General features: G+C 33.2%; 20 protein-coding genes. All 20 read right to left on the bottom strand.

Features of this window, described 5'->3' with window-relative positions; genetic code table 11:
* Positions 1 to 15: 15 nt before the first annotated feature.
* Positions 16 to 1683 carry a teichoic acids export ABC transporter ATP-binding subunit TagH gene (tagH, locus tag FS802_RS21125; protein ID WP_098653677.1) on the bottom strand — a complete coding sequence of 556 codons (1668 nt, stop codon included), beginning with the start codon at positions 1681 to 1683 and terminating at the stop codon, positions 16 to 18.
* A gap of 16 nt (positions 1684 to 1699) precedes the next feature.
* Complete coding sequence (locus FS802_RS21120; RefSeq protein ID WP_098653676.1) at positions 1700 to 2503, bottom strand: ABC transporter permease; 804 nt, start codon at positions 2501 to 2503, stop codon at positions 1700 to 1702.
* A 5-nt stretch (positions 2504 to 2508) separates the two neighbouring features.
* Positions 2509 to 3705: a CDP-glycerol glycerophosphotransferase family protein gene (locus tag FS802_RS21115; protein ID WP_098653675.1), complete on the bottom strand. Its 1197-nt coding sequence runs from the start codon at positions 3703 to 3705 to the stop codon at positions 2509 to 2511.
* A gap of 51 nt (positions 3706 to 3756) precedes the next feature.
* Positions 3757 to 4761, bottom strand: a complete 1005-nt coding sequence (locus tag FS802_RS21110) for an NAD(P)H-dependent glycerol-3-phosphate dehydrogenase (protein WP_098653674.1) — start codon at positions 4759 to 4761, stop codon at positions 3757 to 3759.
* A gap of 105 nt (positions 4762 to 4866) precedes the next feature.
* Entirely contained in the window at positions 4867 to 6960 is a 2094-nt protein-coding gene (locus tag FS802_RS21105; RefSeq protein ID WP_144525439.1) for a DUF6270 domain-containing protein, read from the bottom strand.
* 39 nt (positions 6961 to 6999) lie between these two features.
* Positions 7000 to 8172 (bottom strand): glycosyltransferase family 4 protein, encoded by a 1173-nt coding sequence (locus FS802_RS21100; RefSeq protein WP_098653672.1) that lies wholly within the window; start codon positions 8170 to 8172, stop codon positions 7000 to 7002.
* Between the two features lie 20 nt (positions 8173 to 8192).
* The gene (locus tag FS802_RS21095; RefSeq protein WP_098653671.1) at positions 8193 to 11066 is read right to left on the bottom strand and encodes a CDP-glycerol glycerophosphotransferase family protein; all 2874 of its coding nucleotides are present in this window, start codon (positions 11064 to 11066) and stop codon (positions 8193 to 8195) included.
* A 32-nt stretch (positions 11067 to 11098) separates the two neighbouring features.
* Positions 11099 to 12262, bottom strand: coding sequence for a CDP-glycerol glycerophosphotransferase family protein (locus FS802_RS21090; RefSeq protein ID WP_098720360.1), 1164 nt, complete (start codon positions 12260 to 12262; stop codon positions 11099 to 11101).
* A gap of 5 nt (positions 12263 to 12267) precedes the next feature.
* On the bottom strand, positions 12268 to 12663 hold the full coding sequence (gene tagD, locus FS802_RS21085) for a glycerol-3-phosphate cytidylyltransferase (RefSeq protein ID WP_064460119.1): 396 nt from the start codon (positions 12661 to 12663) through the stop codon (positions 12268 to 12270).
* Positions 12664 to 12992: 329 nt separating this feature from the next.
* Positions 12993 to 13994 carry a rod shape-determining protein gene (gene mreB, locus FS802_RS21080; RefSeq protein ID WP_016085501.1) on the bottom strand — a complete coding sequence of 334 codons (1002 nt, stop codon included), beginning with the start codon at positions 13992 to 13994 and terminating at the stop codon, positions 12993 to 12995.
* Positions 13995 to 14155: 161 nt separating this feature from the next.
* Positions 14156 to 14428: a sporulation transcriptional regulator SpoIIID gene (spoIIID, locus tag FS802_RS21075; RefSeq protein ID WP_000544012.1), complete on the bottom strand. Its 273-nt coding sequence runs from the start codon at positions 14426 to 14428 to the stop codon at positions 14156 to 14158.
* 311 nt (positions 14429 to 14739) lie between these two features.
* On the bottom strand, positions 14740 to 15588 hold the full coding sequence (locus FS802_RS21070; RefSeq protein ID WP_098720359.1) for a polysaccharide deacetylase family protein: 849 nt from the start codon (positions 15586 to 15588) through the stop codon (positions 14740 to 14742).
* A 166-nt stretch (positions 15589 to 15754) separates the two neighbouring features.
* Complete coding sequence (locus tag FS802_RS21065) at positions 15755 to 15889, bottom strand: hypothetical protein (protein ID WP_000008903.1); 135 nt, start codon at positions 15887 to 15889, stop codon at positions 15755 to 15757.
* A gap of 287 nt (positions 15890 to 16176) precedes the next feature.
* A complete protein-coding gene (gene spoIIQ, locus FS802_RS21060) occupies positions 16177 to 17082 on the bottom strand; it encodes a stage II sporulation protein SpoIIQ (RefSeq protein WP_001214932.1) in 906 nt (301 codons plus the stop codon).
* A gap of 161 nt (positions 17083 to 17243) precedes the next feature.
* On the bottom strand, positions 17244 to 17951 hold the full coding sequence (locus tag FS802_RS21055; protein WP_088064857.1) for an ABC transporter permease: 708 nt from the start codon (positions 17949 to 17951) through the stop codon (positions 17244 to 17246).
* On the bottom strand, positions 17951 to 18793 hold the full coding sequence (locus FS802_RS21050) for an ABC transporter ATP-binding protein (protein ID WP_088107503.1): 843 nt from the start codon (positions 18791 to 18793) through the stop codon (positions 17951 to 17953). The genes FS802_RS21055 and FS802_RS21050 overlap by 1 nt, the downstream gene beginning before the upstream one ends.
* 180 nt (positions 18794 to 18973) lie before the next feature.
* Complete coding sequence (locus tag FS802_RS21045) at positions 18974 to 19930, bottom strand: LytTR family transcriptional regulator DNA-binding domain-containing protein (RefSeq protein WP_098653667.1); 957 nt, start codon at positions 19928 to 19930, stop codon at positions 18974 to 18976.
* A gap of 164 nt (positions 19931 to 20094) precedes the next feature.
* Entirely contained in the window at positions 20095 to 21225 is a 1131-nt protein-coding gene (locus FS802_RS21040; protein ID WP_098708276.1) for an RNA-guided endonuclease InsQ/TnpB family protein, read from the bottom strand.
* Between the two features lie 802 nt (positions 21226 to 22027).
* A complete protein-coding gene (spoIID, locus tag FS802_RS21035) occupies positions 22028 to 23047 on the bottom strand; it encodes a stage II sporulation protein D (RefSeq protein ID WP_088064859.1) in 1020 nt (339 codons plus the stop codon).
* 265 nt (positions 23048 to 23312) lie between these two features.
* Positions 23313 to 24617, bottom strand: coding sequence for a UDP-N-acetylglucosamine 1-carboxyvinyltransferase (gene murA / locus FS802_RS21030; protein WP_048560290.1), 1305 nt, complete (start codon positions 24615 to 24617; stop codon positions 23313 to 23315).
* Between the last annotated feature and the right edge of the window lie 3 nt (positions 24618 to 24620).

The following is a 24620-nucleotide window of genomic DNA, read 5'->3' as shown; positions in this document are numbered from 1 at the left end:
TTATAGTAATAAAATTTAATACTTTGAAATATCCAAGATTGATATTGAATTAATTGTAGAACCCATTAAAGAAAAGTTAAAATCAAATTTATTTGATCGGTAAATAAACAGTGAATTGTCCTCAGCTTTTAATTGTGCTTCACCTAATTTTTCAAATAAACTTTCTTTTGATATTTTCATATTTTTAATATTTATTTTCTGAGCAATCGATTGATTGTTATATACTATATCAATATCTTTATATTGAACTAATGTTCCAGCTGCTAATTGTTTCTCATTTTGTGAATTACCTAATGTATTGATTATTTCTTCTTTAGTCTTTCCTAAAAAAGCAAGGTACTCTTCTAAATTTGGAGTAATTCCCTCTATTTGTTTTAATTCCCCTAAAAATTTGTTATAAGATATCGCTTGATTATACGGTATTGATTTAACTATGGATTCACTAATCCATCCCTCTTCCCCGTTTTCTAATGTGAGTTTTAACCAATTAATATCTGATTCTATCTCTTTTTGTTGCTCTTTTACAACAAACGGAGTTCCAAATAATATCGTACCTACTACCTGTCCATCTAAATTCGGCTTACTTCTAACACGACCTTTTGCAGAATTTACATAACGGACGTCTAAAGTTGCGAGCGGGTTCTCCTCTTTTTTAGGAACCTCCACCTTATCTATTGGTTCTTTTTTCTGTTCTTTCGCCTGTAGAGAATGTAAAATATTATCCTTTTGCCAGTAAGTTATCCCACCAAGCATCATTAATAATATAAAAACGCTTAAGAACTTTCGACCCTTTTTCTTTTTTATATGATGTGAGCTTTGTTTTCTTAATAATGATACATAATCTACAGCTTGAGCTTCATTCTCACTTTTTGCAGCTTCATTTTTTATTAAGGTTTTACCTGCCTGTTTCTCCATTGATTCCTTTTTAAACTTCTGCTGCTCTCCTTTGCTCATAGCCTTGTACTCTTTTAAGAAGTTCTCATATTTCGGCATAATTTCTTGAATTGGACCATAATCTTTAATTTCTCCATATTCTAACCATAAAGCCTTTGTACAGAACTTTTTCACTTGTCCCAAAGAGTGACTTACAAAAAAGATAGTTTTCCCTTGTTCTTTAAACTCATTCATACGTGTCAAACATTTATCGGCAAATGTTTGATCACCTACTGAAAGTGCTTCATCAATTACAAGGACGTCTGGATTAATACTTACTGAAATAGCAAAACCTAAACGAGATTTCATTCCACTCGAGTACTTCTTGACTGGCATATCAATAAATTTTCCAATATCGGCAAATTCAATAATTTCCGGTGTCAACTTCTCAATTTTTTCTTTACTTAATCCCATCATCAAGCATTTTAATTCAATATTCTCCCTACCAGAAAGTTGATTGTTCAGCCCAGCTGCAATAGCAATAAGTGCAACTTTTCCTTTAATATCAATTTTTCCGCTTGTAGGAGGTGTAATTCCAGCAATTAAATTTGACATCGTCGACTTTCCTGATCCATTTACCCCGACAATACCAATTACATCACCTTTTTGAGCTACAAACTCTAAATTTCTTAATGCATAAAAATCTTCACCAAATCCTCCAGGATACACGATATCCTTTAATTTTTCAGAGTTTTTACTATGCATTTTGTATTTTTTTGTTACATTATGAAACCTGACTGATTCATTCATTTTTTTACAACCCTCATTATAGATAATCTGCAAAATGCTTTCTAAATTTCACATGTAATGTTGAGCCAATTAAAAAAGTAATAAAAACAAATCCCCAAAAATACAATGTATAATTTATATCTTGAAAGAACCAATTTGTCCCTAATAAAGACGCTCGGTACCCATCAACAATATAACAAAAAGGATTTAATTTCATAATCTTTTGGAATATAGTTGGTAATCTTTCAGGAGTCCATAATATAGGAGTCAAATATAATAACATTCTCATAATTGATTGCACAATCATTTGAGTATCCCTTACTATTGTCGCTAAAGTAGATGTGATTAAAGACAATGAGAATACTAGCATTAGCGTCGCAAACATATAATAAATGAGCTGAATGTAGTGAATAGAAATTCCTTGTCCTGTTACTAAAAATAAAATTGTTATAACTCCTACGAGGATTACATGTGAATAGAAATTAGACATGATTACAAAGCTTGGAATAACACTCATGGGGAAATTCATTTTTGAAACCATGTTTAGCCTTGTATAAATCGATTTAGAACCTTGCATCATTGCAGGATTTATAAAAAACCATACAGCTAACCCTGCAGATAACCAATAAACGAAAGGGACTCCATTAACACCTTGTCCCCCTCTAATACCTAAACCAAAAACAAACCAATAAATACTCATCTGTATTATTGGATTCAAAAATTCCCAAAAGAGTCCTAAATAATTATTATTGTTTGTACTTTTCACTTGATAAATAGATAAGCGTTTAATTAAATATAAACTGCTTATCTGTTCTTTCAATATCATGACCATTGAGTTCATCTTTACTATGCCTCTCCGAAAAATATTTTCCTTACAGCTCGTTTAGAAGCACCACCATCTTCTAAATAACAATACTTATTATAGAAACTATCGTATTTCCCTGCAAATTCTCCTAATCCATTCAATTCACATTTTACTATTTCTCCCAATAATTCTCTTGTATTCTTTACAATTGGACCAGGAGCTTCTTCTTCTAAATTAAAGTAAAATCCTCTTAATTTATCTCGGTAAGAATCAATATCATACGTATAGAAAATAATTGGGCGTTTTAAATTTGCATAATCAAAAAAGACTGAAGAATAATCTGTAATTAACATATCAGATATTACATATAGTTCATTAATATCGACATGCTTAGAAAAATCATAAACAAATCCTTTATATTTAACTAAATCAAATTTTTCTGCTATTAAATAATGCATACGTAATAAAATAACATAATCCGACCCTAATTTACTTTGTAAAAGATCCAAATCTAATTGTAAATCCAATTTATATTGTCCCTTACTATAAAATTGATCATCTCTCCATGTTGGTGCATATAAAATAATTTTTTTATCTATCGGTAAGTTATTCTTTTGTTTTAAGTGCTCTACCGCTGAAGAATTATTACTCTGATATAAAAAATCATTACGTGGATAGCCAACTTCTACGACTTCCTTTTCAAATTGGAATGCTCTTCTAAAGATGTCCGTAGAATATTTATTAGGCGAAAGTAGATAATCCCAATTTTTCGCTTCCAAATGAAAATTATTCTTATATTTTTCTGTTGTTGTACCCGGCATATGTACTTCTTTCATATCACCAGCTAGTTTCTTTAATGGCGTACCATGCCAAGTTTGGATATATACCGTATGTTTTGGTTTAGGTAACCATAAAGGCATCCTACTGTTTGTAACCCAATACTTTGAACGCGCCAACAAAATAAACCAACGAATCGAGAATCTTTTTACATATGGAACTCCATCTTTTTTAAATTGTTCCTGATATGCTTTATTTACACTCCATATCATTTCAAAATTCATATTATTTTTTAACATATATTCATATATAGCCCTTGGATTACAACTATATTGTTTTCCAGAATAACTTTCAAACAAAATCATTTTTTTTCTTGGCGGTAAATAACTACAAAATAAAAAGATTGCTTTACATATCTTTTTAACTATTGGATGATTTTTTATTTTCCTTATAAAACCCATCTCTTTTGCACACCTTCTAATTCATTTATCTCACATATCTATAATATATTATTATAAAACTTCACCTTTACCATTTCTCCCCATCAGTAAATCTACTTCCTCTTTTGCACTCTTCCCATTAAAAAGAACATTATATATAGCATTAGTAATTGGCATTTCAACATTAACTTTTTTAGCTAAGTGGTATGCTGCCTCCGCTGTACGTACCCCTTCAACAACCATACCCATATTTTCTAAAACTTCTTCTAAATTATGACCTTTTCCAAGTAAATTGCCGGCTCTCCAATTTCGACTATGAATACTCGTACAAGTTACAACCAAATCACCAACACCTGTTAAACCTGCAAAAGTAAGCGGATTCGCTCCCATTTCACATCCCAAACGTGTAATCTCTGTTAAACCACGTGAAATTAAAGCCGCCTTTGCGTTATCTCCGTAATCAAGTCCATCTGAAATACCTGCTCCCAGAGCAATAATATTTTTCAATGCTCCACCTAATTCAACACCAATTACATCTCGATTTGTATACACTCGGAAATTATTATTCATAAATAATCGCTGTGTATCCTCTGCAGCTTGTAAATGGTAAGAAGCAGCAGTTACTGTCGTAGGATGACGAAGACTTACTTCTTCTGCATGACTTGGCCCAGAAAGAACAACGATGCTCTCAACTAACTCTTTTGGCATCTCTTCTTCAATCATTTCTGAAATTCGCTTAAATGATCCAGGCTCAATTCCCTTACTTGCATGGATAACTGTTATTGGCTGTTTTACAATAGATTTCAATTTGCTCATAACATCACGAATCGCCTTTGTTGGTACAACTAGTAACACTATATTGACTCCATCCATCGCCTCTTCTAAAGACTCATATCCTATTATTCCTTTGGATAACTGAATTCCTGGTAAGTAAGTTTCATTTGTATGTTTCTCATTAATCTCTTGAATCTGTTTCTTATTATTCCCAAAAATCCGTACTTCATGTCCGTTATCTGTAAGAACCATAGAGAGAGCAGTTCCCCAACTTCCGGCTCCTATAACTGTGATTTCCTCCATTTTTCCCGTCCTCTACTAATTATTCACTATATTTTATATAAAAGGCTAAATTCGCAATAAAAATATATCCCCCTAAAAATTAACTCTTAGAGGGATATATTTGGCTTAATCTCTTTCCAATGAATTATGAATTTTGTTTTGTAAATCTTGCATAATAGATTTATTCAACCTATTCATAAATTCCTTGTAATAACCTGGTTGGTAATGCGAAAAAGTATTGCCAAATGGATGGTTATAATGCCCTATATAATTAGTATCCTTTAAATCAAGAACCTTGCAATTTGGGATACAATTTACGAACCACCCGTTAAGTATATCCCAAAAATAATTATTTCTTTTTATTATTTCTGGGCAAGAGAATTTTTTCACTTTGTTATCTCTATCAATATATTTATACGTAAACCCTCCCGTATTCAAAATGATACGCTCTTCAGGTAATATCTCTTTAACTTTTCGAGCAAACTTCTCCATATGTTCCTTCCATATTTCAAAATATAATTGATTATTGCTATGACCAATACGCTCATATGCGCCTAATTCTTTAAAATATGGACTTTCCCTAAGAACCAAGCTCGCACTAATATAACTCTCATCATTTAATCTAATTAAATCCCTAGCTGCATCTGCATACAAATCAACAATTAAGTAATCTGGTTTAGCCTCTTTTAGTTTATCAAAAAAATCTTTCTCAAAATCACAACGAATAAATTCTTTGTTTTTATCCGTGACACCTTCTAATCTTTCCATATCAATATGAATAGGTTTTGACATGATACTTACAATAGAGGAGTGAAATTGTGTTAAGTTACAATTGTAATTTTTTTTATACCCAGGATTAAAATATTCTCCTGAATTAAATGCGTTACGGCTAAAACAAGAACCAAGAACAGCGATTTTCAATGACTCTTCTACCACTTTCCCCGAATCTAAAAAATAAATAGAAAATGACTTTTTAGCATTTATATAGGGTTTGAATTTCCATTCGTTATTTCCTGCCATCACTTCGTACATATAAAGATTTTTTTCTAATCGTTTTTCCGGCTTTAATTCTACATCTATTATCCTACCATCCAAAGTCATTAGGCGAATAAAAATATCCCAAACATCTTTCTGACGGATTTTTTGTTTTTTTAAAAGCTCTGAAACATTTACGTCCATTTTAAATTTACCATTAAGAATATTTAAACCCTTTGCGATTTCATCAAAATAGAGTGGCTCTCCATTAGCTGTATAACGCTTTTTAAATACGACATATGTACCATTTTCATCAAAATCTAGTACATTATACTCTTTTGAAGAAATTTCTCCTTCAACATAAAGCGTATTATTTTCAAATTTAAAATCTGATGATTCAATAATAAATTCTTTTTCTCTAATAAAAAGCGCTAAATTATCTAACCCAGTAATATATGGCTTAACTCTAAACAAATCATTATGTTTGAACGTATGATATCCAAATTTCGACTTATTACTTATGGTATCAAGTAAGGGCATCTCAATTTCTACACCATTAGAGTCTTGAATTTTTACGAATGCATCCCATATCATATTTGAACTTAGTTTATAATCTTTAAACATTTGATCAATATTCATTGAAAATTTAAAAATACCTTGATTTACGTTTGTTTCTAGCATCTTAGTTTCATAGTATTCGAATAAGGATTCTTGTTCTCTCTTTTTTAATATTAAACTAACGATTTTCTCTTCTAAATTTACTTCCTGTAACTGCTCTAAATAGAAACTTACGTTTAAAGTCCCTTGATTAAATTCGGCATCTTGCATAAGTGCCTTAATATCATTCCGTATCACATAGATTGAAACACCCTTATATCCCGTAATATACGGTTTAGCTTTAAAAAGGTTATTATCTAATAAATAATATGATTTAGCTTTAAAATCTGATGAACTATCTGTTTTTAGTTTTATATATGTCCCATTGCAAATTAAAAATAGGTCCCAAATTAAATTATTTTCTACGGAAGCTTCCTTAAAAAGTAGGTCGATATTTTTTTTAAAGCTAAAAGTCTTCCCGCTAGCTTTTATTGAAAAAAAATGATTTTCCGTATACTCTATACCATGCTCACTTTCACGTCTTCTAATGGAGAAAAAGCAACTTTCCTCCTCCAAAATAAAATCCGCTTTTCCTTCAATGTATATACAACCATTATTAAAATTTATATTCGTTACAACTACATTCACACTAACATCTCCTATACTAATAACAAAACAAATCTTTTATTAATGATTAATTTGATGAGTAGCTTCATCAATAGTTCTCATCCATATTTTCCCTATCTCATCTATTTCAAACCTTTTCACATTCTTTATAGCCCTTTTAGCAAATTCGCCCCTCTTCACAGGGTCATTCATTAACTCCATTAATGCCTTAGCAAGAAGCTCCACATTTCCGTCTTCTACCAAAAAGCCATCCTTATCATGATCAATAATTTCACTTGGTCCTTTTGGACAATCAAAACTAACTACTGGTACTCCACATTGCATTGCTTCTATAATTACCATTCCAAATCCCTCAAACCTTGAACTCAAAGCATATAATGATGCTTTAGAAAGTTCTACATCTATATGCTGGGTAGCCCCCATTAGAATGACATGATTGTACAATTTATTTTTTTCGATTAATTCTTCTAAATTTGCTCGCTCTCTACCAGTTCCATAGATTTTAAGTTTCCAATCAGGATATTGCTTATTTACAATTTTGAAGGCCTCAATTAATAAATCAAAACCTTTTTGCGGAACTAATCGCCCAGCAGCAGCAATTGTTTTAGATGTTAGAGAAGATATCCCCCCTCTAAGCTTTGGAATTGAATTTGTAATTTTCTTTACCTCTACTTTTCCATTTAGAAGAAGTTTTTGATAATCAACTGTATCTTCATCTGTTAAAGTAGCTAAACAATCTAAATTAATATAGTGCTTTAATATAGATTTCTTTAACCTTTTAGGATAGATTGAGAAATTTAAATGTTCTTGTCCGATAAGATATATGCCTTTATTTGCATACTTACTTGCAAATATATTAAAACTTGGTCTTGTTGTCACTAAAATCCCCGAATCAATACTTTTTAAATAATTATACATTTTAATATCCGTCAACAATGAAAAGAAATGATATCCTTCATCATCTGGATGAATTAACTTACTTTTCATCTTTAACATTCTATTCGCCATTCTCGTTTGAAATTGTTTATCACTTTTATTTCGATTTGCAACATCATGTAAAACGATAACTTTAATTCTTGGGTCTATTTCAAAAAATGCTATTTTGCGATGGCGAAAAACACTAATAATTTCAACATCATAACCATTTTGTGCCAAATAATTTGTTACATTTAATACAGTACGTACTGTGCCACCCATTCCATAAATATCAAATACTAAAAAACGTATCTTCACAACCTTATCTCCTGTCTAAATTATTTTCCGATCATAGCTTCTATAGTTCTTTTAGAAGCGCGCCCATCTTCAAGATGACAGAATTTATCTTGGAACTTTTTATATCGTTCCGCATATTTTGCTTCTACCTTACTGATATCTTCTATTGTCTTAAATAGACGCTCCTGATTTAAAATAATCGGTCCTGGAGCTTCTTCTTGAAAATTAACATAAAAGCCTCGAATTTGAGAACCATATCTAAATAAATCATAAGTAAAGAAAATAATTGGTCTATTTAAATTTGCAAAATCAAACATTACTGAAGAATAGTCAGTAATTAACATATCTGAAATCAGATATAATTCTTGGATATCGTTATAACTGGATACATTATAAACGAACTCTTCCAAACCATTAATTTGAATGCGAGTAGCATCTCTATAATGTAATCTTAATAACAATACGTATTCTTCCCCAAATTTTTCCTTGAATTTATTAAGATCAAATTTAAATTCGTAAGGCTTGTGCTGATTACCATTATGAAAATCATAATCTCGCCATGTTGGTGCGTATAAAATAATTTTCTTTTTAGGGTCAATATTTAATCTCTTTTTAATTTCATCGGATTTTTTATCAATGTCTTTATTGTAAAAAATATCATTTCTTGGATAACCAACATCTAACATAATCTTTTCGAAATTAAAAGCTCTCTTTAAAATTTTTGATGTATAATTATTAGGCCCTATTAAATAATCCCATCTCTCATTGCGCCTTAACAAAGCTGGAGAAGTATTCTCGGCATATGAAGGTGAATTTGGATCAATATCAAAACCAAGCTTCTTTAAAGGTGTTCCATGCCAGGTTTGCAAATGAACAGTCCCTTTTCTTTTCTCATAAAAGTCTGGGAAATTCCCATTATTAACAAAATACTTAGATTTCGCCATATAATAGTAATATTTAACCGAACCTGGTTTAACCACAATTGGTTTACCTGGTATTTCCTGCATAATATTATTAACTATCCATATAGCCTTCATATCACGCTTTTCTATTAACATTTGTTCATAAATTGCTCGCGGATTACATGAGTAACTTTTCCCATGAAAACTTTGAAAAATAATATATTTTTGATTAATAGGTAAGATCCTATTAAAAATTCGATATAAAGATTTGTCCCATTTATTAATAAATTTGCGGATTCTTATGATTTGTTTTAATCTATCTTCTAACGTTAAAATAATTTTCGAAGGATCTATGTTCATAGTAAATAAAGCTATGCCTCCATTAAGCTTAAATTCACATTCAATTAAATCAAAATTTATATCCGTTAATAACTTATCTCTTTCTTCTCCCTGTTGAATAGTAGACAAATCTAAAATGGCCCTAAATTTAAACTCTTGCTTTGTCTTTTCATTTTTCTCCAAATTCCATATAACCGGAATCTTATTTCTTTTTCCATAACTCCCTTTAATGGTCATACTTCCATTTGTTTGAACTGGGATTATTTTATTTGGAGTCTGAATATTTAATTTTCCTGATACAATCCATGCGTCTTTCTCTATTTTCACTTCCTGAATTGATTTCACATTAAGATATTCACGAACTAAAATGGAAACTTCATCGTGTAAAGTATAGTAGGGCTTTATGACAATAGCTCGCCCCTCTAAATCTGATAAAAGCTGCTGTGGTATGTTAATGACCTTTTGCTTATTTGCAACTCCATCTAGACGTGTCACTAAGCGATAAGAATGCTTATTAACTTTTAAATATATATCCCATATTCCCTTGCCAAATAATCCTTTAGATACAAGATCCTCTAAATTAAACGTGTGTGCATAATTAAATCCATCTAATTCAATCTCAAATTCATATTTTTCTTCCGTGTTACGTTTTTTTATAATTAAACTCGTTGGTTCTTCAGAAAATTTCTCAACCATTTGTTGCTGTATAACTTCTCCTACAATTGTAATTTGATTATCTTCGGAGTAAATACAATTAACTTCAGCTTGTAAATCTTCTCTAGTTAATAATATATAACCTTGATTATTTTCTCGATCTGTACTAAATAATACTTTTTTAATACCTTCTAATGTATTTATAATGGCACAGTTATTAAACACCATATTAGGTGAAATAATTACTGGCAATAAAACAACCTCTTCTTTATACTCCATTTCGATAAAAATTTGAGTAGATTTATTGTTTTCTAACCCGTATGTATTTTTTCTGAAGTCTAATTGCACACTAAATCCCGTCCAATCATAGCTTCCACCTGATTGACCGTAAAAAGCTGTTACGTCTGTTCTTTTAACATTATTAACGGGTATCTTCCAAGTATTATTTTCTGAACGCATAACTATTTTTTTTGTTATTTCAGTTTCTTCCCTAGTGTTCCATGGTAACATCAAGAAATACCCACTTAGTTCCAGAACCCCATTTTCTTTCAAATTAATTACCTCAACATCGAGATATGCACTACTCTCTTGAGATTTAAATGATAAATTCCCCTTCACTGTGGAATAACCTATAAAAATTTTATTTAATTCTTTAATATAAAAAGGAGAAAATTCAATAGCATCAGTTACGTCGTTCTTAACACGGAATTTGTTTATTTTTCCACCCACTTCAATTTGAAGATAGGCATCCCATATTCCTTTTGCAAGACTTTCAATATAATCATTCAGCTCAACTTGAGCATCCAATAAATCTGTATTATTTTGTATATTGGCACATACTTTAATTTCTTCTTTCGATTTTCGATTAACTAAAATGAAATAATATTTATCCAACCCTAGATTTCTAGTAATTCCCTCCATTCTCAATACAATGTTCAATTTTTGTTGAGAATACTTAATCTCTTGTAAAACACAATGGCCTTGTTCTTTAGGTAGCCATAAAAACCTTAAAAAATTCATTCCGCACCTCTTATATCTAAATTAGATTTATATTATATTTTGAATATTTCTCTTATAAAACTCTCACTAGAATTCCCTTTTGAATATTGGTTCCATTTCAAAGAGAATTCTTCTACTTTTAATAAATCAAACTCATTATTATTTATTATTGAAACTAACTCCTTTGTAGAATATACAACTGGTCCCGGGACCAAAGAATCATATTCACCTATAATTCCTCTTTGTTTTTTATATTCCTCTAAATCATAAGGATAGAAAACCATGGGCTTCTTTAACAAACAAAACTCATATGGGATTGAAGAATAATCAGTAATTAAAATATCAGTTACCAAGAACAAATCATTAATATTTGGATACATTGAATAATCATATATAAATTGTGAATGCTCAATTTTATAGTATAATTCTTCCTTTATTGCTGGATGTAATCTAATAAACAATACGTATTCTTCATGAAATTCTCTATACATTTCTTCTATTTCCAATTGTAATTTAAAAGAATTTATTTCGTTATCCCTAAAAGTTGGAGCGTATAATATTACTTTTTTATTTATCAAATTTGGATTTTCCAAAAACAACTTTTTTTTAATTTCTTCTTGCCGAATTCGATTAAAAAACAAATCCGTTCTCGGTATACCTGTCCGTACCATTTGATGATGGTCTACTGAGAACGCACTCATATATATATCCGCTAATAATTCAGATCCCACAACAATTTTATGAAAGTTATTATAAACCCTTTTAAATCGTTTTTGAGCACGCTTACTTCTTTTGTTAAAATTTGGATCTAATAAACCGAATTTCTTTATAGATCCTGCTGCATGCCAAAGTTGAATGCATTCCGTTCCCTCTTTAAACTTAATAGCAGATAAAAAACCAAAATAATTGTCAATAATAACATATTTAGATGTTGTCAAATGATAAACAGCTTCAATCATATTCACTATACTTAGTGTTTCAAATTGATAAGACTTCACTTCAGGATAATCTTTTAACTTATATTTACAAGTAGGTTTATATAAGAACACGACATCTAAATCAATTTTTTTCTCTCTCATTTCTTCGTATATAGAGAGTGCATTCTCCCCATATGACATAATAAATGTCGCTTTTTTTTGAATTGGAAACACTCTGAAAAGATTAAATAGTAGTCTAAATATTGTAAGGTATATAGCAATTTGTATCTCTCTAATCATAAAAATTATCTAGCCACTAATAATAATTCCTGTTTAATCTTTGTCGTTGAAATACCTGCTGTACGTGGTAAATACTTAACTTCGCAATGAGATTTTAGGAAATCAAATTCACCTTCCCAATCATCGCCCATAACAAATAAATCAACGTCATGCTCCTGAACATCTTTTTCTTTTTGTTCCCATTCATGTTCAGGTATTACTTCATCTACGTAACGAACCGCTTCTAAAATCATTTTGCGATTTTCATAACTATGATAAGCTTTTTTCCCCTTTAGTTTATTAAATTCATCTGAAGATATAGCCACGATAAGGTAATCTCCCAAGTCTTTTGCTCTCTTTAGCAGATTGATATGTCCCCAGTGTAATAAGTCAAATGTTCCATATGTAATTACTTTTTTCATAATTTAATTGTCCTCCTGCGAATTTTTCTAAGAATAAAAAAACCAATAGGACCTTCCCCGCATCATTATTCAAATAACAAAAGCCCTATGTAAACCAATAAGATTTACAAATTATTTACATTAAGTTCACACGAAATTCACACTAGCGATTATAACATACTTTTTATTGACCAACTATTACAATTAATATGCATTTTATGTAATATATACATAAAGAAAGCGCTAACAATGCTTGTTTGTAAGTGTTTTTCCAGTATATCTTATTATATAAAAAAACCAGAAAAGAATTGCTTCTTTCTGGTTTTTTATTTACAATTGAATTTATTTTTTTATCTCAAAGCACGACGTGGTAATTTATCAATATTCTCTAACATAATACCTGTACCAACCGCAACACAGTGCATTGGGTTTTCAGCAATTAATACTGGTACTTTTAGTTCTTCTGCTAGAAGCATATCGATACCATGTAGTAAAGCTCCACCGCCTGTTAGAATAACACCGCGATCGATGATGTCCGCAGATAATTCTGGTGGTGTGCGCTCTAGTACGCCTTTTGCAGCTTGTACAATGACAGCTGCGTCTTCTTTTAGTGCTTCTGTAATTTCTTCAGAGCATACTGTAATTGTACGTGGTAAACCAGTTACCATGTCACGTCCGCGAATTTCAAGCTCTTCGCTACGTGCACCTGGGAATACTGTACCAACTTTAATTTTAATATTTTCTGAAGTACGTTCTCCAATTAATAGCTTATACTTACGTTTAACGTAGTTTAAGATCTCCATATCAAACTTATCGCCAGCCATTTTGATAGAGGAAGAGGTAACAATATCACCCATAGATAATACAGCGATATCTGTTGTACCTCCACCAATATCAACAACCATGTTACCGCTTGGTTGGAAGATTTCCATACCAGCACCAACTGCGGCTACTTTTGGTTCTTCTTCTAAAAATACTGTTTTACCACCTGAACGTTCAGCAGCCTCACGAATTGCTTTTTGTTCTACTGATGTGATATTTGTTGGACAACAAATTAAAATGCGAGGTTTTGAAAAGAAGCTCTTTACGTCCAATTTGTTAATGAAATACTTTAACATTGCCTCTGTAATTTCGAAATCTGCGATTACACCATCTTTAAGTGGACGAATTGCTACAATATTACCAGGTGTACGTCCCACCATACTTCTTGCTTCTTCACCTACTGCTAATACTTTACCTGTGTTACGATCAATTGCCACAACAGATGGCTCATTTAATACAATACCCTTGCCTTTAACATGAATTAATACATTAGCCGTACCTAGGTCAATTCCGATATCTCGCGCAAACATTCCCGTCATTTCCTCCTCGATATTCAAAATCAGGTTACACCCGAATTCTTTTACACCTAATTTCTGATTTTATCATAAATTTAACAGAAACGTAATATTCGCAAAAAGAATTCTTCTGAAAAATATTACCGAATTGAAACGGAATGTTTGCGATTGCATATTTATTGACGTACCGGCTTTTCTACATCTTCTTTTCTATACTTTTGTTTTGTTGCTTCTCCGCCTCTTAAATGACGAATAGACTTATGATAATCAAGAATTTCTTTCACTTCATTTGCGAGCTCTGGATTAATTTCTGGTAGACGTTCCGTTAAATCTTTATGGACTGTACTCTTTGATACCCCAAATTCCTTTGCAATGACACGCACTGTCTTTCTTGTCTCCACGATATACTTACCAATCTTGATAGTTCTCTCTTTGATGTAATCGTGCACACCACTCGCCTCCCTAAATTGGATGTGAGAAGTGTGAAATGAGCCTCGCTGCATACCACTAAGAAGTAAGTGTGAGTGCTGTTTGTAAGCGTTAAATATTCTTGGATTTATAATGAAATGATTCACGATTTCTCACCTCAAACACTCTCTTTGCTTTGGTTTATACCATTGTATTGCCCACACTACTGATATATGCTACATGTTCAATATTTTTAAGGACTAAGTACAAAAAATTTTATTTCAAGAAAAAATCCATTCTTTAAACAAAAAAGCCTATTAGAATTTAAATATAATTCTAATAGGCTTGAACTTTACTTATTTGGAACCTCATATTCACCTGAGACTATTTTCTCAAAGTTATCCATTTTAGTATCCGCTGAAATAAACCAACGTTTTATTTCTAAGGGATTATTTTCTGGTGTCGCATATCCTTGTAGACTAGTGAATGCCAACTCCATTTTTAAATCTTTTAATATTTGGAGCGTATCTTTATTGTATTTTCCAAATGGATATGACATATAATTTGATTTTAAAACATCTTTACTTTTTAATATATCATTTTTAACTACTTGATTTCCCTCAACAAGTATAGCCGCTGATCCATTCTTAAATTTATGTAAAGTATGTGTATGACTTCCAAATTCAAATACATCTTTCATTTTATCCATTTCATTCATACTTAACATTTGAAAGGTTTTAGGATTAAACTTTTCTTCCTTATTACTTATTCTAGATGTAACTGCAAATGAAGCAGCATGCATTTTATATTTTTTTAAAATTGGATATGCATATACATAATTTGATTTAGAACTGTTATCAAATGTGATTAAGACACTTTTCTTAGGAAGTTTCTTTTTATTTTTTATGAATTGATTAAATTCTTCCAAAGTAAGAGTATGATACTGATTATCTGCTAAATACTTCATTTGTTTTTCAAACATTCCTACCGATACCGCAGTTGCCTTATCTTTTAATAACGGATTTTGGTTTTTATCATTATCTTTTGTTAAATAATAATATTGCAGAACAGGCACTTTCTCCTGCTTACCTGCAGCATTCATTTTATTAAAAATAAAAAATCCAATCCCAGCGATTAGTGCCACTACAACCGCTATTAAAATAAATAATTTTTTCGAACTTTTGCTTTCTCTTGCTTCCAATTTAAAACTTCCCCCTCAACCACAACAAAAAAACACAGTATTTTAGAGTCCTACTGCATTCAAATATCGTTTTCTTATGTGAAAAAATCACAATTAGTATTATACGACTTAGCTCTAAAAATTCCAATAGGTGTACAAGAAGAAAAAGACACTCTTTCTTAGAGTGTCATTCTTCTCGTTCCAATTCTTCTTCTAACAATTGATGGTGGGGAACCTCTTTCTTACCGGCAATATAATAATATAAAGTGAATAAAACAAACAATAAAATAATAGCAGTCGACAGAACAAATAAAAATGACACAGTATCCCCTCCTTTTTGTAATATATATTCGAGAATCTCGTCATATTTCCTTGTTATTGCAACTTTTTTCTCGAAATTGAGTATTTTTATATAAAGTGAAACTTTAATCAGTGGGCGCCATTTCCCACTGATTATTAGTTGAACCAATCGGGCTTTTACGGGCAGTTGACCCCAGGCCTAACTTCTTAGCTTTCACTGAATTTTGAAGTAGGGGTCTTACTGCCCGTTAATGCGGGGTAAAAGTAAAAAAATCAGCTCTCCTAGTGAGAACTGATTTTTTCACTTTCTTATTCTTGTGAAGAAGAACTGTTAGATGATTCTGTAGAACCATTTGTTGATTTTTCTTCTTTCTTCGGCTCTTCTTTTTTGTCACTAGTCGAACCGCTAGTTGATTTCTCTTCTTTTTGAGACTTGTCTTCTGTTTTATTTTCTGGTTTCGTGCTCGTCGACTTCTCTTCTTTTTGAGATTTGTCTTCAGCTTTTTTACCAGAAGCGTTCGTTGCCTTTGCAGCACCTGCATCAGCTTTAATTTCTGCTACTGACTTATTTAAGTAGCGCTCAGGGTTCACAGCCACGTTGTCTTTACGTACTTCAAAGTGAACGTGAGAACCTGCTTCTTTATTCATTGCACTTAGACCGGATTTTCCTAATACTTCACCTTGTGCAACTCGTGCACCTTTTTCTACTTTCACACTGCCTAAGCTTTGATAAGAAACTGCTACACCATTTCCGCTATCAACTGTTACAACATAACCAAGAAGTGAATCTTTTTCAGCTTTCGTTACTGTACCACTTAAAGCAGCAGCTACATCGAATTCTTTTCCATTCTTCGCAGCAATGTCGATTCCTTTATTTGGGGAATATGTGTTGTTATAAAAGACAAGTGCTTTTTCTTGTTCCGCCTCAGTTGCTGCATCTTCATAGAATTTCTTCTGCACGACTACTTCCGCATTAGCGGCAGCTGGCATTTTCACTACTTCTGAAGATTTCGTTACTGGTACTGCTGGATCTTCCGATTGTGTATACGGTGTTGCTTGATCTTGGTTCGGAGTCTTCTTCGGATTAGCTCCTTGGAACCATAGCGCAACCATTAAAATTACCGCTGCACATGCAATGTATAGTGCCGGAAACACCCATCTTTTTTGAAATAAATGTACTACCTTTTGCGACTTTTTATTATTTCTTCCTCGCATTCCATCATCACCTCAGCAATCATTTTGAACAATATTCACGTATCCTATACAACGTATAACTAATTACTTTTCGACAAAATCTGTAAAAATATGTATAGGAATTGTAAAATTTCCGAGGAAATGATTGAAAAAAGAAAAAACTGAGCGTTTCAGCTCAGTTTTTAGTCCATTTGTTTCTTTCTATACACGAAGAGTGTAATAACAAGTACCGCAACTAACCAAATTATTATGTTCAATAAATTACTAGTAATTGCACTAAACCCCTCCCCCTTTATAACACTGCTAACTGCCACACCGATATGACGAGTTGGTAAATAATCGATTATTTTTGTAACGACTTCATTCTTCACAAACATTCCAATTAAATCACCGAAAAGAAATATCATTAATATTGGCAATCCAATTGTTGATGTTTGTGGTACATTTTGAGCTAATAATCCAATACAAGTACCAATAAGGTTAAATATTAGCATTCCGAGAACAAAGATAAGTAATAATAATGCAAAATTACCTTCTAATTTACCTAAAATAAGTAGATTAATAAAACAGATTGCAACTGTAATCAGACCTGTTAATGAACTTTTACCAATTAATACTTCAATTGATGATGCTGGTGATAGCATAAGAACACGAAGCGTATTTTTTTCCTTTTCTTCAGCAATGAGCATTGCCTGTACAAAACCTCCGACCATAACTAACGTCATCGCAGTTAATGAATTCGCTCCAATTTCTCTCATATTATCGGAGCGACTAAATAATACCGAAAAGACAAGTGGCATTAACAACATAATTAAAGTTTGTGAATTCGTTTTAAAATCTTGTAACTCTTTCCGAAAAATAGCTGAAAATCGTCTCATTGAAAATGTCATTATAATCCCCTCCCAGTAACTTCAATAAAGATATCGCCTAGCGTTGGTTCGTGTGAATGAATGGATAGTAATTCACCTTTTTTCATCCATTCTGAAATGCGTTTTGCACCTAATTCATCTTTTTGCACGATTTCTTTTTGCTTATCTTTTAATACGACTTGTATTTGATCTTTCGCGTATTGTAAGCGAAGGTTTTCTGGTGTATCAAGCGCTACAATTTCTCCGCCGCATAGAAAGGCGATGCGGTTACAAAGTGTTTCTGCTTCGTCCATATTGTGAGTCGTTAAGAAAATTGTCGTTCCTTCTTTATTTAAGTCTTTTAAGATTTTATGAATGTTTTGTACGTTAACTGGATCGAGTGCCGATGTTGGTTCGTCTAAGAAGAGAATATCTGGTTTATGAAGAATTGCTCTAGCTAGTGTAACGCGCTGCTTCATTCCTTTTGATAGTTTCTTTACTGGTGTTTTTTTATCATCTAATAGATTCACTTGCGCTAGTACTTCATCAATTCGTTCTTTTTTGCAATCGTATAAGTCACAAAATAATAGTAAGTTATCATAAATGCTAAGTCTCTCATATAAACCGCTATTGTCTGTTAAAATACCAATTCGTTTGTAATCGATGCTGCTTGGTCCTGTAATATCTCTGCCTAGTACCCTCACTGTTCCAACGCTATGAAGTAATTGAGAAGTTAAAATCTTTACTGTTGTTGTTTTTCCAGATCCACTCGGTCCGAGGAATCCGAAAATTTCTCCTTGCTTCACCTCAATATTTACATTTCGAAGTGCCGTTTTTTCGTTGAAACTTTTCATTACATCTTTCATTTCAATTGCCAATGTCATCCCGTCATCCCCTTTGTTTTTCTTTTTATAGATGAAAGTCGCTTTAGCGCTTTTCGTTTGTTTGTTTCGCTTTTCTTGACTCAATCATATGAAAAACAAAGAGGTTACGCAGTAAAATACCGGTAAAAGGAGTATTTTTACCGGTGAATGAATCGTATTTTGAGCTTATTGGAGCAATTTTTATAGCCCAATCACACCTTTTAATTCATCCATTCGTCCTTTTGAAAGCGGGATTGAACTTTTTCTTTCGTCATCCAAAATTAAACTAAAGCTATTACGAGTCCACGTAATCACTTCTCGTACTCTTTGTAAATTCACAAGGTACGAGCGATGACATCTAAAGAACCCGAATCCTGTTAATCTCGCTTCTAGTTCACTTAATGTTAATGCACATACGAAATCACCTTCACGCACATGAATATGTGTCACTCCGTTTTGCGTTTCAATGAAATGAATTTCCATCGGATCAAGTAAAATGATTTTATCGTTTACTTTCGCTGGAATTCTTTCAAGTTTCATTTGCGGAATCATTTGCACGACCTTCTCTTCATCCACCTCTTCAACTTCTTCTTGTTCGATTTCTATTTTTTTCACACCATCATTGTTTAATATGTATACATCTTCTGTTAACGAAAGGGCGTCCGATAGAAAGGATGACGTAATAAAAATGGCCTTTCCTTGCTCTTTCATTTTCATAATTGATTTTCGAATAATAATTGTGCTCTCTGTATCTACATTTTGCTCCGGCTCTTCCAAAATAACTAAGTCTGGATTATGAACCATCACTCTCCCGATATGAAGGCGACGTTTCTCTGAAAATGATAGTTTTTCTATTTTAACGTTTAACTTATCTAAGAGGCCGACATATTGTACAACTTCTTCCGTACTCATATTCGATTCATACAGCCCTATTAAAAACTTAAAGTATTCCTTCACCTTCAAACGATCATATGCTTCATCTTTCAAAAAACAAAAGCCGATGCGAGAATAATTTTTCTTTCCAATCGCTTTACCTTCAAATAGCACATTGCCAGTTGAAGCTTCTTCCTCACCAATAATAATGCGGTGCAACACTTTAGCTGTATGGTTATTACATTGCAAAACAATACATTGTCCTTTCTCAACCTTTAGCTCAATTGCCGGTAACTGGTTCGTCTTCCGATACGGTAAACTTAACTAAATCTATACAATTCAATCAAATTTATACAAGTTAGTGCTTCATCGTGTTCTCGCAATCCCGAAGGGACGAGGGGTATAACACTCCACACGAGGCAGTATCGTTACCTCCTATTATCAAGCATTTATTTTACCCATCTTGATAAATTTATCGCAGCATTTACATCCCTATCGTGATGGCTATTGCACCCAACACAGTCCCATTCACGAATCTTTAAACTCCACTGTCCTTCTGGTTGAACTGAATGGTCGTATTTAACTCCGCAACATGAGCAAATCTTGCTTGAAGCGAACCATTTATCAGCTTTTACATACTCAATGCCGTACTTCACACACTTGTATGATAAACATTGAAAGAAGAAGTTTAATTTTTGAAATGAAAATGCTTTCGATAGTTTTTTGTTTTTTAACAGGTTTGAGATAGATAAGTCTTCCACAACAATCCTCATTGGTTTGGTTTTCACCAATTTAGCTGTTGATTGATGGATATGGTTATTTTGGATATTCGTAATTTTCCTAGATAACCGCAGGTGCTCAGCTTTCGCTTTTTCATATCCGACAGATTGAATTTTTACACCTTTTTTAAATCTCCTAGACATATCTCTTTGCGCTGACTTTTTCCTTTTCAAAAGTTTTTTAACCTTGGCATCTTTGTTTATATTTCGTTCTTTCATACCATTAGAAGCTACAAACAGCTCTTTTAAGCCAACATCCACACCAATCGACTCATTGGTTAGTTCTTGTGATTCAAAGTCTTCTTGGAACCCTACACTAATCCACCAGTGACGACCATCAAATGTAACTCTTGGATTGGATGGTTTTTTGTTTCTTGGTAGTTGTTGGCTTGTTTTCACTACTCCAATGGACTGAATATGAACTACTTTCTTTCCTATAATCAGTCTTTCATAATTGGCATAAAATCCTTGGATTAAATCTTTTTTGGATTTATAAGAAGTGTGAGAACCATTTTTGTACTTTTTGAACGAATTTTTTCTCGCCTTATCAAAATCTTTTGAAGCCTGTTTAGGAACTTGTGCATTGATTTCTTTTAGCCACTCATATCTCTTTCGCTTCTTGATCTTTGTAAATCGTTTCTGTAAAGCTAACTGTGAAACAGATTTTCCAAATAGCTTATAGTATCTATCACTCATTCTTTTACAATAGTTATAAGCGAATCTTGCAGCTCCAGCATGGTTTCTAAGCACTTTTTCTTGTTCAGGCGTTGGAATCAGTCTAACTTTCTTCGCCAATATCATCAGAAGCCTACTCCTTTACTGTGCAATTATTCGGGCATTCATCTTTCAGATAATGAAAAATTTGTTCTTCTGAATAGTAGCGTGTTCCACCAGCATTCTCCTTAGACTACTCGGATGCAAACCTGTTAATTCTGATACTTGACTAACTCGTAAAAATTTCATTATTATTCTTACCTCATTGAACCCAACACAGCACATACGTTCGATATATTCAATGAGGTTTGATAGATTTAATTAAATTTATCTCGTTCAACTAAGGGCGCAATTCCTTAGCCAGTTCTCTTATGAACTTCTCATGTTTTCACATGAGCGCAGACTATATGTTTATCTCTTTAGAGATAGAGGATTTTTCCACCACCATAGGCTTGTGGTGTACTCTCGTCAGCTATACGAGATAGTCGTTGAACGTTCATCTTATCCATTTTGACTTAGATGATTCGAGGCGGAAGACCCATTGTTCTAGTGTTTAGGATTTAACCTTGCACGATCTGATTGATTTTTTCTGCTTTCGCGACATTCACGCTCACCATTTCTAGCCACGTTGTAGTTCAATCAGCTTTAGGGATTGCCCGCAGTTAACCCTCACTACTAGCCAATCACTTGACTAGCAGGGCTTACTGATATATTTAATTAACTTTGGTTATAATTGGTTAAATAAATCGTAACAGTTAGTTACCCTAATTGTTTCAACTCCAGTAGCGCCATTTCGTCTCCCCCAAATACTTTTTATCCTATTATATCAAACAGTTAATGGAAGATTATGATATTTTAAACAAAAAAATAGATGCCAGAGTTCTGACACCTACTTCTTCACCATTAACTTTCCTTCATAATCATTCATCGACTTTATTTCGACACCCTTATAATAATGAGCAACGATATCTGTATATTTCTTACCTTCCGCCGCCATGCCATTTGCTCCGTATTGGCTCATGCCAACGCCGTGACCGAATCCCTTCGTTGTAACGACGATTTTATCCCCTTCTTGTTTCCACGTGAAGTCAGAAGAGCGTAAATCTAACTTTTCACGAACTTGCTTTCCTGTTAATGTTTTCCCTTGAAATGCTACATCTTTTACTCGCTTTCCTTCCGTAAGATCTTTAATATTTCCAACCTTCCCGTCTGCCAACACCTTCACACCAAGACGTTTTTGAAAGTCAGCTACTGTAAATGTTTGCTCGCTCGTAAATTTTGGAGAGGCTTGATCCCATGGACTATCTACGCTCTTTAAGTACGGATAATCATTTCCCCAATAATCAGCTGCATTTTCTGTCCGGCCATTACTCGTTGAGAAGAAGGATGCTGAGATTGGTTTTCCATCATACGTTAAAACTTGTCCTGCGGTTTTCGAAACGGCTTCTTCGATTTTTTTCAAGTTATTTTCATAGTTATTACCCCATTGTTTCTTCAATTCTTCTTTACTTTTGTACACTTGATCTTTCACCGTATCGGTCACGTCCGCATTGTTTTTCTTACCTCCGCTTAGCATACGCTGTACCACAAATGTTCTCGCTGCTAATGCCTGCGCCTTTAGCGCCTCTATTTCAAAACTGGCATTCATCTCAGAAGCTACTACACCGGTCACATACTCCTCCATAGGTAATGTATCTACCTTTTTCTGTTTCTCACGATATACAGCAACTTGAACCGCTGTATCCACTTTCCCTGGAGCTGGTATACTTTCTATCGCTGGAGGAGTTTTAGAAGCTGCTTCTTCCCCTACCTTTGCTTTCGCAAACGGAATAACAAGAGCAGCAGGTACAATGATAACGAGCGCTATTAGAAGCGCTACTGTGATAAAAAGTGGCTTTGAAAATTTCATCTTATTTCCCCCAATATCCAAAAGCTTTACTCCATTCATTCTTATGGAACAACTCTTTCTTTTAGAACATACTGAAGGGGAACCATATAAAGTGAAACTTTAATCAGCCGCACCAATCGAATGTTTACGGGCAGTTAACGAAGGATAAAACAAAAATTTTCTAAATATTTTCACTGGTACGTGCATAAGTATAGAATTTATTGACTATAACAGTAATAACCCAAAAAAATAGCCCCTACGTCAAAAGACGTAGAGACTATTTCAATTAAGCGTGAAGATCAGAAACTTCTTGTTCGTTCACTTCTTCTACTTTTTCGTTTACACGTTCAATAGTTGCACCTAATGCAGCTAATTTCTTATGGAAATCTACATAACCACGGTCAAGATGCTTTAACTCAGTTACACGAGTGTAACCTTCAGATACTAAACCAGCTAAGATTAATGCAGCAGCAGCACGTAAGTCAGTTGCGCCTACTTCAGCACCTTGTAAGCTATTTGGACCGTTCATAATAACAGAACGACCTTCGATTTTAATATCAGCATTCATACGACGGAATTCTTCAACGTGCATAAAGCGGTTTTCGAATACCGTTTCTGTAATCATACTTGTTCCATCAGCTTGTAGTAATAATGCCATCATTTGTGATTGCATGTCTGTTGGGAAACCTGGATGAGGCATAGTTTTAATATCAACCGCTTTTAACTTATCTGGGCCGATAACACGTACACCTTCATTTTCCTCAATAACTTTAACACCCATTTCTTCCATTTTCGCTGTAATTGAGCGTAAATGTTCCGGTACAGCATTTTCAATTAAGATGTCTCCACCAGTAATTGCCGCTGCAACCATGAATGTTCCCGCTTCAATACGGTCAGGAATAATAGAGTGGTTTCCACCATATAATTTATCAACGCCTTCGATACGAATCGTTCCAGTTCCAGCTCCGCGTACTTTCGCTCCCATCGCATTTAAGAAGTTAGCTAAGTCAACGATTTCTGGTTCTTTCGCTGCGTTTTCAAGGATTGTTGTCCCTTTTGCTAATGTAGCTGCAGACATAATGTTTTCTGTCGCGCCCACGCTTGGGAAGTCTAAATAAATTTTAGCTCCTTTTAGTTCTCCCTCAACGTATGCCTCAACAAAACCATTACCAACCTGTACTTTTGCTCCCATTGCTTCGAAGCCTTTTAAATGTTGGTCAATTGGACGTGAACCAATTGCACATCCACCAGGAAGTGCAATACGAGCACGACCGTTACGTGCAAGTAATGGTCCCATTACTTGAACAGATGCACGCATTTTACGTACATATTCAAATGGTGCTTCGATATTTAGTTCTTTAGAAGCATCGATTGTTACTTGGTTATTTTCAAATACGACTTCAGCATTTAAATGACGTAATACCTCATTAATTGTGTATACATCAGACAAAACTGGTACTTCAGATAGTACATTCTTTCCATCACTCGCTAATAGGGCTGCAGCGATTATAGGTAATACAGCATTTTTTGCGCCCTCAACACGCACTGTGCCGTTTAACCGCTTTCCGCCACGGACGATGATCTTTTCCAAATT

Source organism: Bacillus sp. DE0042, assembly GCF_007680225.1.
Classification (GTDB): domain Bacteria; phylum Bacillota; class Bacilli; order Bacillales; family Bacillaceae_G; genus Bacillus_A; species Bacillus_A wiedmannii.
The sequence above is the reverse complement of the archived record's forward strand: the minus strand, read 5'-3'. Positions and strand labels throughout refer to the sequence as shown.

What these genes read in the sequence shown, in the direction of transcription:
- spoIIQ (WP_001214932.1), bottom strand. Translation starts at nt 17,082, where the DNA reads ATGCGAGGAAGAAATAATAAAAAGTCGCAAAAGGTAGTACATTTATTT.
- FS802_RS21120 (WP_098653676.1), bottom strand. Translation starts at nt 2,503, where the DNA reads ATGAACTCAATGGTCATGATATTGAAAGAACAGATAAGCAGTTTATAT.
- spoIID (WP_088064859.1), bottom strand. Translation starts at nt 23,047, where the DNA reads ATGAAATTTTCAAAGCCACTTTTTATCACAGTAGCGCTTCTAATAGCG.
- FS802_RS21040 (WP_098708276.1), bottom strand. Translation starts at nt 21,225, where the DNA reads ATGATATTGGCGAAGAAAGTTAGACTGATTCCAACGCCTGAACAAGAA.
- FS802_RS21095 (WP_098653671.1), bottom strand. Translation starts at nt 11,066, where the DNA reads ATGAATTTTTTAAGGTTTTTATGGCTACCTAAAGAACAAGGCCATTGT.
- FS802_RS21055 (WP_088064857.1), bottom strand. Translation starts at nt 17,951, where the DNA reads ATGACATTTTCAATGAGACGATTTTCAGCTATTTTTCGGAAAGAGTTA.
- FS802_RS21090 (WP_098720360.1), bottom strand. Translation starts at nt 12,262, where the DNA reads ATGATTAGAGAGATACAAATTGCTATATACCTTACAATATTTAGACTA.
- FS802_RS21115 (WP_098653675.1), bottom strand. Translation starts at nt 3,705, where the DNA reads ATGGGTTTTATAAGGAAAATAAAAAATCATCCAATAGTTAAAAAGATA.
- tagD (WP_064460119.1), bottom strand. Translation starts at nt 12,663, where the DNA reads ATGAAAAAAGTAATTACATATGGAACATTTGACTTATTACACTGGGGA.
- mreB (WP_016085501.1), bottom strand. Translation starts at nt 13,994, where the DNA reads ATGTTTGCGCGAGATATCGGAATTGACCTAGGTACGGCTAATGTATTA.
- tagH (WP_098653677.1), bottom strand. Translation starts at nt 1,683, where the DNA reads ATGAATGAATCAGTCAGGTTTCATAATGTAACAAAAAAATACAAAATG.
- FS802_RS21110 (WP_098653674.1), bottom strand. Translation starts at nt 4,761, where the DNA reads ATGGAGGAAATCACAGTTATAGGAGCCGGAAGTTGGGGAACTGCTCTC.
- FS802_RS21050 (WP_088107503.1), bottom strand. Translation starts at nt 18,793, where the DNA reads ATGACATTGGCAATTGAAATGAAAGATGTAATGAAAAGTTTCAACGAA.